The sequence below is a fragment of the Cedecea sp. NFIX57 genome, from assembly GCF_900177785.1.
GTDB lineage: Bacteria > Pseudomonadota > Gammaproteobacteria > Enterobacterales > Enterobacteriaceae > Cedecea > Cedecea neteri_C.
Genome location: NZ_FXAS01000005.1, coordinates 134,728 through 147,127 on the forward strand (window position 1 = coordinate 134,728; position 12,400 = coordinate 147,127).

The 12,400-nt window shown below is 50.6% G+C and carries 14 protein-coding genes and 1 other annotated feature; of the genes, 9 read left to right on the forward strand and 5 right to left on the reverse strand.

What is annotated here, in order from left to right; all coding sequences use genetic code 11:
* The first annotated feature begins 51 nt into the window (after nt 1–51).
* The 9 genes from hisL to hisIE all read left to right on the forward strand — a co-directional run bounded on the left by hisL (nt 52) and on the right by hisIE (nt 7,286).
* Entirely contained in the window at nt 52–102 is a 51-nt protein-coding gene (gene hisL / locus B9Y90_RS26355; protein WP_139827354.1) for a his operon leader peptide, read from the forward strand.
* Nucleotides 78–200: a sequence feature (His leader region), on the forward strand. Its footprint overlaps the gene before it by 25 nt.
* Nucleotides 201–237: 37 nt before the next feature.
* Entirely contained in the window at nt 238–1,137 is a 900-nt protein-coding gene (gene hisG, locus B9Y90_RS05730; RefSeq protein WP_008455029.1) for an ATP phosphoribosyltransferase, read from the forward strand.
* Between the two features lie 4 nt (nt 1,138–1,141).
* Nucleotides 1,142–2,449, forward strand: coding sequence for a histidinol dehydrogenase (gene hisD, locus B9Y90_RS05735; protein ID WP_085540524.1), 1,308 nt, complete (start codon nt 1,142–1,144; stop codon nt 2,447–2,449).
* Nucleotides 2,446–3,528, forward strand: coding sequence for a histidinol-phosphate transaminase (hisC, locus tag B9Y90_RS05740; protein ID WP_085540525.1), 1,083 nt, complete (start codon nt 2,446–2,448; stop codon nt 3,526–3,528). Before hisD ends, hisC begins: the two co-directional genes overlap by 4 nt.
* Nucleotides 3,525–4,592 carry a bifunctional histidinol-phosphatase/imidazoleglycerol-phosphate dehydratase HisB gene (gene hisB, locus B9Y90_RS05745; protein WP_039295101.1) on the forward strand — a complete coding sequence of 356 codons (1,068 nt, stop codon included), beginning with the start codon at nt 3,525–3,527 and terminating at the stop codon, nt 4,590–4,592. Before hisC ends, hisB begins: the two co-directional genes overlap by 4 nt.
* Entirely contained in the window at nt 4,592–5,182 is a 591-nt protein-coding gene (hisH, locus tag B9Y90_RS05750) for an imidazole glycerol phosphate synthase subunit HisH (protein ID WP_039295104.1), read from the forward strand. The genes hisB and hisH overlap by 1 nt, the downstream gene beginning before the upstream one ends.
* Nucleotides 5,183–5,185: 3 nt before the next feature.
* Nucleotides 5,186–5,923, forward strand: a complete 738-nt coding sequence (gene hisA, locus B9Y90_RS05755) for a 1-(5-phosphoribosyl)-5-[(5-phosphoribosylamino)methylideneamino]imidazole-4-carboxamide isomerase (RefSeq protein ID WP_085540526.1) — start codon at nt 5,186–5,188, stop codon at nt 5,921–5,923.
* On the forward strand, nt 5,905–6,681 hold the full coding sequence (gene hisF / locus B9Y90_RS05760; protein ID WP_039295111.1) for an imidazole glycerol phosphate synthase subunit HisF: 777 nt from the start codon (nt 5,905–5,907) through the stop codon (nt 6,679–6,681). Before hisA ends, hisF begins: the two co-directional genes overlap by 19 nt.
* A complete protein-coding gene (gene hisIE / locus B9Y90_RS05765) occupies nt 6,675–7,286 on the forward strand; it encodes a bifunctional phosphoribosyl-AMP cyclohydrolase/phosphoribosyl-ATP diphosphatase HisIE (RefSeq protein WP_085540527.1) in 612 nt (203 codons plus the stop codon). Before hisF ends, hisIE begins: the two co-directional genes overlap by 7 nt.
* Nucleotides 7,287–7,343: 57 nt before the next feature.
* Here the strand turns inward: hisIE and wzzB are convergent, their stop codons facing one another.
* The 5 genes from wzzB to B9Y90_RS05790 form a co-directional block, all read right to left on the reverse strand.
* On the reverse strand, nt 7,344–8,342 hold the full coding sequence (wzzB, locus tag B9Y90_RS05770) for an LPS O-antigen chain length determinant protein WzzB (RefSeq protein WP_085540528.1): 999 nt from the start codon (nt 8,340–8,342) through the stop codon (nt 7,344–7,346).
* Nucleotides 8,343–8,529: 187 nt separating this feature from the next.
* Nucleotides 8,530–9,939: an NADP-dependent phosphogluconate dehydrogenase gene (gene gndA / locus B9Y90_RS05775; RefSeq protein WP_085540529.1), complete on the reverse strand. Its 1,410-nt coding sequence runs from the start codon at nt 9,937–9,939 to the stop codon at nt 8,530–8,532.
* A 183-nt stretch (nt 9,940–10,122) separates the two neighbouring features.
* Nucleotides 10,123–10,932: a glycosyltransferase family 2 protein gene (locus B9Y90_RS05780; protein WP_085540530.1), complete on the reverse strand. Its 810-nt coding sequence runs from the start codon at nt 10,930–10,932 to the stop codon at nt 10,123–10,125.
* Nucleotides 10,922–11,710, reverse strand: a complete 789-nt coding sequence (locus tag B9Y90_RS05785; RefSeq protein ID WP_139827350.1) for a hypothetical protein — start codon at nt 11,708–11,710, stop codon at nt 10,922–10,924. The genes B9Y90_RS05780 and B9Y90_RS05785 overlap by 11 nt, the downstream gene beginning before the upstream one ends.
* A 17-nt stretch (nt 11,711–11,727) precedes the next feature.
* Nucleotides 11,728–12,399: an HAD family hydrolase gene (locus tag B9Y90_RS05790; protein ID WP_085540532.1), complete on the reverse strand. Its 672-nt coding sequence runs from the start codon at nt 12,397–12,399 to the stop codon at nt 11,728–11,730.
* Nucleotide 12,400: the final 1 nt, after the last annotated feature.

Here is a 12,400-nt window from a genome sequence, read left to right on the forward strand (position 1 = left end):
CTGGTTTACGTTAATTGGCACATAATGAATAGTCATTCATACGAGAATTTTATGACACGCGCTCAGTTTAAAAACCACCATCATCACTATCACCCTGACTAGTCTTTCAGGCGATTGGTGCTGGGAGACGAAAAGATCTTCCAGTGGTGCGTGAACGCGAGAAAAAGCCCCCGGAAGATATCTTCCGGGGGCTTTTTTATTGGGCGTCAGACAGGAATTGATAAGGGGTAACTACCGATGACCGACAACAACCGTTTACGCATAGCTATGCAGAAATCTGGCCGTCTTAGCGATGATTCACGCGAATTACTCGCCCGCTGCGGCATAAAAATCAACCTGCACACCCAACGCCTGATTGCGCTGGCCGAAAACATGCCTATCGACATCCTGCGCGTTCGCGATGACGATATTCCAGGACTGGTCATGGACGGCGTAGTGGACCTCGGTATCATCGGTGAAAACGTCCTCGAAGAAGAATTGCTCACACGTCGCGCCCAGGGCGAAGATCCGCGTTATTACACGCTGCGTCGCCTGGACTTTGGCGGCTGCCGCCTGTCGCTGGCTACCGCCGTGGACGAACCGTGGGATGGCCCGGCCAGCCTCAACAACAAACGCATTGCGACCTCTTATCCGCACCTGCTAAAGCGCTACCTCGACCAGAAAGGCGTGCAGTTTAAATCCTGCCTGCTGAACGGCTCGGTGGAAGTGGCCCCGCGCGCTGGCCTCGCGGATGCCATCTGTGACCTGGTGTCTACCGGCGCAACGCTTGAAGCCAACGGCCTGCGTGAAGTTGAAGTTATCTACCGCTCCAAAGCCTGCCTGATCCAGCGCGACGGGGAAATGCCGGCAGCCAAGCAGCAGCTGATCGACAAACTGCTGACCCGTATCCAGGGGGTGATTCAGGCCCGCGAGTCCAAATACATCATGATGCACGCCCCAACCGAGCGTCTGGATGAAGTGATTGCCCTGCTGCCGGGTGCCGAGCGCCCAACCATTCTGCCGCTGGCCGGCGACCAGCAGCGCGTGGCGATGCACATGGTGAGCAGCGAGACGCTGTTCTGGGAAACCATGGAAAAACTGAAGGCGCTGGGTGCCAGCTCCATTCTGGTGCTGCCAATTGAGAAGATGATGGAGTGATGTGATGAGCAACTTCAACACGCTGATTAACTGGAACGACTGCGACGAAGCCGCTCGCCGCACGCTGCTGATGCGCCCGGCTATCTCCGCTTCGGACAGCATCACCCGCACCGTGGCGGAGATCCTGCACAACGTAAAAAGCAACGGCGATGCGGCCCTGCGTGAATACAGCGCGAAGTTCGATAAAACTGAAGTGAAACAGCTGCAGGTCACTCAGCAGCAAATCGATGAAGCCGTGGCGAGACTTGGTAGTGAGATTAAAGAGGCGATGGCCGTGGCCGTCGCTAACATAGAAAAATTCCACCTTGCGCAACAGCTTGCCCCGGTGGATGTGGAAACCATGCCCGGCGTGCGCTGCCAGCAGGTGACCCGCCCGGTGGCTTCTGTTGGCCTGTATATTCCAGGCGGCTCCGCCCCGCTGTTCTCTACCGTGCTGATGCTGGCCACGCCCGCCCGTATCGCGGGCTGCAAAAAAGTGGTGCTTTGCTCCCCGCCGCCAATTGCCGACGAGATCCTTTACGCGGCACAGCTTTGCGGCGTGCAGGAAGTGTTTCAGGTTGGTGGAGCACAGGCTATCGCAGCTTTGGCGCTGGGCACTGAAAGTATTCCTAAAGTGGACAAGATTTTTGGGCCAGGCAACGCCTTCGTCACCGAAGCGAAACGCCAGGTCAGCCAGCGTCTCGACGGGGCAGCCATTGATATGCCTGCTGGCCCATCGGAAGTGCTGGTAATTGCCGACAGCGGCGCAACGCCTGACTTTGTCGCCTCCGACCTGCTTTCCCAGGCGGAACACGGCCCGGATTCTCAGGTGGTTCTGCTGACCCCGGACAGCGGCATGGCCCAGGCCGTCGCCGAAGCGGTTGAGCGCCAGTTGGCTGCCCTGCCGCGCGCAGAAACGGCCCGCAAAGCGCTGGAAAGCAGCCGCTTAATTGTTGCCCGTGATTTGGCTCAGTGCATTGAGATCTCGAATCAATACGGTCCTGAGCATCTGATCATTCAGACCCGAAACGCCCGTGAACTGGTGGATGATATTACCAGCGCAGGCTCGGTATTTCTGGGCGACTGGTCGCCGGAATCCGCAGGGGATTATGCCTCCGGGACGAATCACGTGCTGCCGACCTACGGTTACACCTCCACCTGCTCAAGCCTCGGGCTGGCGGACTTCCAGAAACGCATGACCGTGCAGGAGCTGTCTCCGCAAGGTTTTGCTTCTCTGGCAAAAACCATTGAAACCCTGGCCGCCGCCGAGCAGCTGACCGCCCACAAAAACGCCGTTACCCTCCGCGTCGCCGCCCTGAAGGAGCAAGCATGAGCATTGAAGAGTTAGCCCGCGCCAACGTTCGCGCCCTGACCCCTTATCAGTCTGCCCGCCGCCTGGGCGGGAACGGCGACGTCTGGCTAAACGCCAACGAATACCCAACGCCGGTAGAGTTCCAGTTAACCGCGCAGACGCTGAACCGCTACCCGGAGTGCCAGCCAAAGCAAGTGATCGCCAACTATGCCAGCTACGCAGGCGTGAAGCCTGAGCAGGTGTTGGTGAGCCGCGGCGCGGATGAAGGTATCGAGCTGCTGATTCGCGCGTTTTGCGAACCGGGCAAAGACGCCATTCTCTATTGCCCACCGACCTACGGCATGTACACCGTCAGTGCCGAGACGTTTGGCGTAGAGTGCCGCACCGTGGCCACGCTGGATAACTGGCAGTTGGATCTTCCGGCGATTGCAGAGAACCTCGACGGCGTAAAAGTCGTGTATGTTTGCAGTCCAAACAACCCGACCGGCCAGTTGATCAACCCGCAGGATCTGCGAGTTCTGCTGGAAATGACCCGTGGCAAAGCATTAGTCGTTGCCGATGAAGCCTATATCGAGTTTTGCCCCCAGGCGACGCTGGCAGGCTGGCTTCAGGAATACCCAAACCTGGTCGTGCTGCGGACGCTCTCTAAGGCGTTTGCCCTGGCCGGCCTGCGCTGCGGCTTTACGCTGGCGAATGAAGAAGTCATTAATATTCTGCTAAAAGTCATCGCCCCTTACCCGCTTTCTACACCAGTGGCTGATATCGCTGCCCAGGCGCTTAGCCCACAGGGCATCAACGCGATGCGTGAGCGCGTGGCCGAAGTGCTGCTTAATCGCCAGTACCTGATCAATGAGCTAAAAAGCGTGCCTTGCGTTGAGCAGGTTTTCGACAGCGAAACCAACTACATCATCGCCAGAATTACCGCCTCCAGCGCAGTCTTTAAATCGCTGTGGGATCAGGGCATTATCTTACGCGACCAGAATAAACAACCGACGTTAAGCGGCTGCCTGCGCATCAGCATCGGCACGCGAGAAGAGTGCCAGCGCGCTATCGATGCGCTTCGTCAGCAACCCGGCCTGCAGGCCACGGAGAGCAAATGAGCCAGAAAGTACTTTTTATTGACCGCGACGGGACCCTGATTTCCGAGCCACCAAGCGATTATCAGGTCGACCGCATGGATAAACTCGCCTTTGAACCGGCCGTTATCCCGGCTCTGCTGCAGCTGCAAAAGGCGGGCTACCGCCTGGTGATGATCACCAACCAGGACGGCCTGGGCACCGCCAGTTTCCCGCAGGCCGATTTCGACGGCCCGCACAACCTGATGATGCAGGTGCTGACCTCACAGGACATTATTTTTGATGAGGTGCTGATTTGCCCTCACCTGCCGGCGGACAACTGCGATTGCCGCAAGCCAAAACTGGCGCTGGTCACCGGCTACCTGCAGGACGGCGTGCTGGATAAAGCCAACAGCTACGTGATTGGCGACCGCGCCACGGACATTGAGCTGGCCGAAAATATGGGCATTCAGGGGCTGCGTTACAACAGCGATGGCCTGGACTGGAAACAAATTGCCGAGAAACTCACTAAGCGCGATCGCTACGCTCACGTAGAACGCAACACCAAAGAAACGCAGATTGACGTGAAGGTGTGGCTGGATCGCGAAGGCGGCAGCAAGATCGCCACCGGCGTCGGTTTCTTTGATCACATGCTGGATCAGATCTGCACCCACGGCGGGTTCCGCATGGAGATCGCGGTGAAAGGCGATTTATACATTGACGATCACCACACCGTGGAAGACACCGGCCTGGCGCTGGGCGAAGCGCTGAAGCTGGCGCTGGGCGACAAGCGTGGTATCACTCGCTTTGGCTTTGTGCTGCCGATGGACGAATGTCTCGCTCGCTGCGCGCTGGATATCTCCGGCCGCCCGCACCTCGAATACAAAGCCGAATTCAACTACCAGCGCGTGGGCGATCTCAGCACCGAAATGGTGGAACACTTCTTCCGCTCACTCTCTTACACCATGGGCGTGACGCTGCACCTGAAGACCAAAGGCAAGAACGATCACCACCGCGTGGAGAGCCTGTTTAAAGTCTTTGGCCGCACCCTGCGCCAGGCGATTCGCGTAGAGGGTGACATGCTCCCCTCCTCGAAAGGAGTGCTCTGATGAACGTGGTGATCCTCGACACGGGCTGCGCCAACCTGCATTCGGTGAAATCGGCCATTCAGCGCCACGGCTATGAGCCGCTGGTCAGCCGTGACCCGGACGTGGTGCTGCGCGCCGATAAGCTTTTTCTGCCGGGCGTAGGCACCGCGCAGGCGGCCATGAACCAAATCATCGAGCGCGATTTGGTGGAGTTGATTAAAGCCTGTACTCAGCCCGTACTGGGAATTTGCCTGGGAATGCAGCTTCTCGGCAGCCGCAGCGATGAAAGCCACGGCGTTGAAATGCTGGGCATTATCGACCAGCCGGTATTGCAGATGAAAGACTTCGGCCTGCCGCTGCCACACATGGGCTGGAACCGTGTTTACCCGAAAGCGGGCGATCGCCTGTTCCGCGGCATTGAGGACGGGGCGTACTTCTACTTCGTTCACAGCTACGCAATGCCGGTCTGCGAAAACACAATCGCCCAGGCAAACTACGGTGAAGCCTTCACTGCGGCGGTGCAAAAAGATAATTTCTGGGGCGTTCAGTTCCACCCCGAACGTTCCGGTGCGGCTGGGGCTCAGTTGCTGAAAAACTTTCTGGAGATGTAGACGATGATCATTCCGGCTCTTGATTTAATTGACGGCAAAGTGGTGCGTCTCCATCAGGGAGATTACGGCCAGCAGCGCGACTACGGCAGCGATCCGCTTCCACGTTTACAGGATTATCAGGCCCAGGGCGCAGAAGTACTGCACCTCGTTGACCTGACCGGGGCTAAAGATCCGGCGGCCCGGCAAATTCCTCTGCTGCAAAAACTGCTGGCTGGCGTGAGCGTGCCGGTTCAGGTTGGCGGCGGCGTGCGTACAGAGCAGGACGTTGAAGCCCTGCTTGAAGCGGGTGCCGCTCGCGTGGTGGTTGGCTCCACTGCGGTGAAATCCCCTGCGCTGGTACAAAGCTGGTTTAAACGCTTTGGCGCCGATGCCCTGGTGCTGGCACTGGACGTGCGCATTGATGCCGAAGGTAACAAGCAGGTCGCGGTGAGCGGCTGGCAGGAAACCTCCGGCACCACGCTGGAACAACTTGTGGAGCAGTTCCTGCCGTTCGGCCTGAAACATGTACTGTGCACCGACATTTCTCGCGACGGCACGCTGGCAGGTTCAAACGTCGAGCTGTATCAGGAAGTTTGTGCGCGCTTCCCGCAGGTCGCCTTCCAGGCTTCCGGCGGCATTGGCGGGCTGGATGATATTGCCGCCCTGCGCGGCAGCGGCGTGAAAGGCGTGATTGTTGGACGCGCGCTTCTGGAAGGTAAATTTAACGTGAAGGAGGCGATTTCATGCTGGCAAAACGGATAATCCCTTGCCTGGACGTGCGTGACGGCCAGGTGGTGAAAGGCGTGCAGTTCCGCAACCACGAAATCATCGGCGACATCGTGCCGCTGGCGCAACGCTATGCTCAGGAAGGCGCAGATGAACTGGTCTTCTACGATATCACCGCCTCAAGCGATGGCCGCGTGGTGGACAAGAGCTGGGTGACCCGCGTGGCGGAAGTGATCGATATTCCTTTCTGCGTGGCGGGCGGGATTAAATCCGTTGAGGATGCCGCGCAGATTCTGTCATTCGGGGCGGACAAGATTTCCATTAACTCCCCTGCTCTGGCAGATCCTGAGCTTATCACTCGGCTGGCCGATCGCTTTGGTGTGCAGTGCATCGTGGTCGGCATCGACACCTGGTTTGACGAAGAAACCGGCAAATACCACGTAAATCAGTACACCGGCGACGAAAGCCGCACCCGCGTAACAAAGTGGGAAACGCTGGATTGGGTGCAGGAAGTGCAGAAGCGCGGCGCCGGGGAAATCGTCCTGAATATGATGAACCAGGACGGCGTGCGTAACGGCTACGACCTGACACAGCTGAAGAAAGTGCGTGAAGTCTGCCACGTGCCGCTTATCGCCTCCGGTGGAGCAGGTACCATGGAACACTTCCATGAGGCCTTCCGCGATGCAGACGTTGACGGTGCCCTGGCGGCTTCCGTGTTCCATAAGCAAATTATTAATATTGGTGAACTGAAGGCGTTTCTGGTTCAGCAAGGCGTGGAGATTCGAGTGTGTTAACAGAACAACAGTTAGCCCAGCTGGACTGGGAAAAAACCGATGGCCTGATGCCGGTTATCGTTCAGCACGCGGTGTCGGGCGAAGTCCTGATGCTCGGCTATATGAACCAGGACGCGCTGGCAAAAACCCAGGAAAGCGGCAAAGTGACTTTCTTCTCGCGCACCAAACAGCGCCTGTGGACTAAAGGGGAAACGTCAGGCCATTTCCTGAACGTGGTACGTATTGCGCCAGACTGCGATAACGACACGCTGCTGGTGCTGGTGAACCCCATCGGCCCAACCTGCCACCTGGGCACCTCAAGCTGCTTCGGGGAAGCGCACCACGACTGGCATTTCCTGTTTGAGCTTGAACAGTTACTGGCCTCGCGCAAAACTGCCGATCCGGCAAGTTCCTACACTGCCAAACTGTACGCCAGCGGCACCAAGCGTATTGCGCAGAAAGTGGGTGAAGAAGGCGTGGAAACCGCGCTGGCCGCAACCGTGAACGATCGTCACGAGCTGACCAACGAAGCCTCTGATTTGATGTATCACCTGCTGGTGCTGCTGCAGGATCAGGATTTGGACTTGAGTACAGTGATTGAGAATTTGCGCGCCCGGCATACATAACCCCGGAAACAGATGTAAAAAAGGCCGCTAATGCGGCCTTTTGTTTTTTTAACAAACTTACGCTGCTGGTTTATAGTTCCGCAGCGCGTTACGCCCCAGAACATAACCTGAACCAACAATAATCCCCAGCAAAGCTGCCAATACGAGCGTCAGACCTTTTTTCGGGCTGTCTTTACGCACGGGTAGGGTCGGCTTCATGACATAACGGAACGCATACGTTGTTTCCGGTGTCGATTTCAAGTCACTGACAGCAAGCAACGCCTGGCGGGCGTTAAAGTAGGAATTGTCTAAAGGCAGTGGGCGGGAAGCTTCATTTTTTATCATCGAAGCAAGTGCCTCGCTGCCCAGAACAAACAAGGTGTCCTGCGACAAGGTTTCTGCCTGAGAAACCACGGGCTTGGTTATATTTGACTGTTGAGCAACAACCAGCGCCTGGTTCAGTTCGTCCAGACGTTTTTGCTGCTTCTCTTTTGCCACTTTTTCTTTGGCTGTGAGTTGTTCTTTTAAGCTATCAATTTTTGAGTTGATCGATGACTTAAGGTCATCATCAAGTTCGCTTACCGTGCGCTTATTGAGCTGCAGCAGATAGACATTCAACGTTTGCTGTGCCTGCTGAGCGGAGTTACCTACATAGCTCACTTTTAGCGGCAGAGGCTGATCTTTTGTTGCCGCCTCAATAGTTAGTTTTTCGGGTTTCTGCTGATTATCCAGCTGCTCAGATAAAGCGGAAACTGCAGCATTAAAACGCCCAAAGAAACGTTGTTGCACATCAATCAGCGTCGGGGCACTGTCTGGATGCTGGATATTCAGAACGTTCATCGCGTTGCTATAGTTAGAAACCTGGCCGGCATCCGGCAACGTAACAATGGCTGATGATGTCCATTTTTCTTTAGCGACAAATAAATATGCTATAGCGCACACAATGAAGATAACAAAAAAGATAGAAATTATTTTTTTACCACGCCAAAGTTGCATTAGAAGATCGATTAGATCGATAGATTCTTCGATCTGACTTTCAGCGCGAACCTTAGTCAAATTGGTATCATTAGTGTTCATATTAACCTTGGGAGTTTCTTGATTTTCCATACTTCAAAGAGATTAGAGATATTTGACATTACTAAAAATAAAACTGCCACACCACTTTATAACAAAGCAAATCTGGCCATAAAATATCTAATCTTACACACATTATATAAAAGGGTCCCCAAAAGGACCCTTTATCACTAACTTTTAGATTTTAGGATTAATCTAACCATTCAGTGTGGAACACACCTTCTTTATCAGTACGCTTATAGGTATGCGCCCCGAAGTAGTCACGCTGAGCCTGGATCAGGTTAGCTGGCAGCACAGCTGCACGATAACTATCGTAGTAAGCAATTGCAGCGGAGAAGGTCGGGGTTGGGATGCCGTTCTGCACAGCGTAAGAAATCACATCACGCAGGGCCTGCTGGTAATCGTCGGCAATCTTTTTGAAGTAAGGGGCCAACAGCAGGTTAGCAATCGCCGGAGTCTCAGCATAAGCGTCGGTGATTTTCTGCAGGAACTGGGCACGAATGATGCAGCCCGCACGGAAGATCTTCGCGATCTCACCGTAGTTCAGGTCCCAGTTGTTCTCTTCAGATGCAGCACGCAGCTGGGAGAAGCCCTGAGCATAAGAAACGATTTTACCCAGATACAGTGCGCGACGAACTTTCTCGCTGAACTCAGCTTTGTTACCGGTGAATGGCTTAGCCTGCGGGCCACTCAGAACTTTAGACGCCGCAACACGCTGCTCTTTCAGAGAAGAGATATAGCGAGCGAATACTGATTCGGTGATCAGGGACAGCGGCTCGCCGAGGTCCAGGGAGCTTTGGCTGGTCCATTTGCCGGTGCCTTTGTTGGCCGCTTCGTCCAGAATCACATCAACCAGGTATTTCCCGTCTTCATCTTTCTTGGTGAAGATGTCTTTGGTGATGTCGATCAGGTAGCTGCTCAGCTCACCTTTGTTCCACTCGGTGAAGGTTTCTGCCAACTCTTCATTGGACAGGTCCAGACCATGTTTCAGCAGGGAATACGCTTCTGCGATCAGCTGCATGTCACCGTATTCAATGCCGTTGTGAACCATTTTAACGTAGTGACCGGCGCCGTCAGGCCCGATGTAAGTTACGCATGGCTCGCCGTCTTCAGCAATCGCAGCAATTTTGGTCAGAATTGGCGCAACCAGTTCGTAAGCGTCTTTCTGGCCGCCAGGCATGATGGATGGGCCTTTCAGAGCGCCCTCTTCACCGCCGGAAACACCGGTTCCGATGAAGTTGAAGCCTTCGGCAGACAGGTCACGGTTACGACGAATGGTGTCCTGGTAGAAGGTGTTACCGCCATCAATGATGATGTCGCCTTTATCCAGGTAAGGTTTCAGAGAGTCGATTGCGGCATCTGTGCCAGCGCCCGCTTGCACCATTAACAGGATGCGACGTGGTGTTTCGAGAGACTCAACGAACTCTTTTACGGTGTAGTATGGAACCAGCTTCTTGCCTGGGTTCTCTGCGACGACTTCTTCAGTCTTCTCACGGGAGCGGTTGAATACGGAAACGGTGTAACCACGGCTTTCGATGTTCAGCGCCAGGTTGCGCCCCATCACGGCCATACCAACAACGCCGATCTGCTGCTTGGACATTACATACTCCTGTCAGGTGTGGTTGCTCACCCAAGCTTAACCTGGGGAGCGTAAGTAAAGAACATGTTAACCCAGGGCTTGCTAAAATGGGAATATTATTGTTACATTTTATTTAATCTATCTGAAATTTTTTTATTTCTTATAAAGAATTAACATATAGATTTAAAATTAAAAAACTCAGTTTTATCGACGCAGTATTTTTTTATAAACAAAACCCACTACAAATGCAGGCATAATTCTCATAGGCATTCTTATACACAAGTTACGTATAAGTTCAAACAAACTTATAAATCCAGAAGAATAAAAATTGCGCTGCGCATTAAACTCAGAAACAGCATATTTCCATCCCATTCTTCGTACAAACATTCCATTGCCAGTTCTGGCGTATACTAAAATTTCTTGTAAGTTGTAAGTTATCGCACCTTTACTTATCATTCGAACCCATAATGCGTAATCTTCATACAAATAATCAGCTTGATAACCACCAGAATCGATGACACGGCCTTTTTTATAGGCTACTGCCATATGATTAAAAGGGCTTCGTTTTTTAGCAAATTTAATGATGTCAGCATGTTTATGAGGAACTTTTCTTATAGAATGAACATCTTCAATATCGGAATTAAATTCCGCTATCCATCCACTCATAATATCAACTTCCGGATGATTGCGGAAATAATTCATTTGAGACTCGAATCTTTTTGGATGACAAATATCATCCGTATCCATTCGAAGTATAATTTCATTCCTGCATTCATTTATCCCTTCATTCAGCGCACGGCCCAACCCCAGGTTTTTGGGTAATTTTACTACATTGATGCGTAGTCGCTCTTTCCACGACATAACAACATCATTAAGTTCTTCGGATACCGGCCCATCGAAAACAATAACGACATCATCAGATTGGATAGTTTGAGTATACAAACTCAATAAACATTTATCTAAAAACTCTGGAGACTCTTTGCTGTAAAGAGATAATAGCACACTAAAATTCATCTTTAATAATTCTTGATAAAAGGTAACGATAGATAAAGAAATAAATGCAATACATTGTGAAAACAACTGTAGCCTGAGTAGTATCTATTATTAGCAAAACAAAAGACACTAACAGGAGTGCAAGATAATATTTATATCGGCCATCTTTTTTATTACAGAGCGTCATGTTCTGAAACAACGCTAAATCAAATCTTTTCTCACTGCATCTTTCTAAGGTGTTTATGACTGGGAAAATAAAAATCATAAGAATGAACGCACATCCAAATCCAATAGGAGAATACAAGATTAATAAAGAACAAAACCTTACAGTGACGAGTAAAAAATGAATAGGCAAATTGAAAATGTTACGAATGTTATTGTAGATAGCATAGAGAATAATTATACTCCAAGCCGCAAAAAGGAAACCAACATTTTTAAAAAAAATGAAAATTATGATAGAGATTATTAATGCCGCAACAAAACGCACTGAATAAATGCTATATTTATTTTTTTCATAATAATCTAACGAATCAGGACTTAGCCTATATGTCGGTTTCTTTTCTTTTTTAATTGTTTCAGCATCATTATAAATATAACCCACTTCATATAGATTATATATTAACAGTATACCTAGAACTCCTTTTAAAATAATTGTAGTAACACTATCGCCTTCATTGAAAAAAGAAAAACAAAAAAAAACCGGAATAATATATATAACTAACCAAGATAAGACATGTGCTTTAGATTTCAGCCTAGTTTGAATTGTATACAAGAAAGGGGTGTAAAATAAAATCATCACGTTAATGCCTTTTCAAATTATTGCATACTCTTAAGGAGATTAATTATATGTTCCGTGTCGAATGCTGTAATTTTATTTCTCGTGAACAATCTCGAATTCTTTTTCGAGTAATATCCGAAACCATAATTCAAATCTGATAATATTTTTAAGTCTTCAATATTATCGCTAATGAATATAAGAGAGTCACAATTCGGTTGACTTTCAATACCCTGTATTATTTTAGCTTTTGAAAACAGAAGATCTTGGTTAATTCTTCCATTACATACCCCTTGTGAGTATTCTAAACTACTGGCATACCAATTTACATCTAAAAACTTAGATATAGACTCTACAATGAAATCTAGAGAAGCAGAAACTAAATAAACAGGTATATTATTGCCTTTACAATACTCAATTACGTTTAACACATCCTTTTTAAACTTGAATTCTTCTCTGACGAAAACATCCGCTTTCCCTAATAAATCATCCCTCGTGTAACCAGCAAGAAACTTAATGGCGACTCGTCTATTTATATCAAACTTCAATTTAAACAGTATTTTTAAAAGGATCCTAACAAGATAATTCTTTTTGACTTTTTTAAAGAAAGTGTATCTTTTATCATCCTGAAAAAGAACATCCAAAAAATGAAAGGTTGTATTTCCTTTTACTAGGGTGTCGCATACATCGATAGCAACGATTACTCCTTTCATT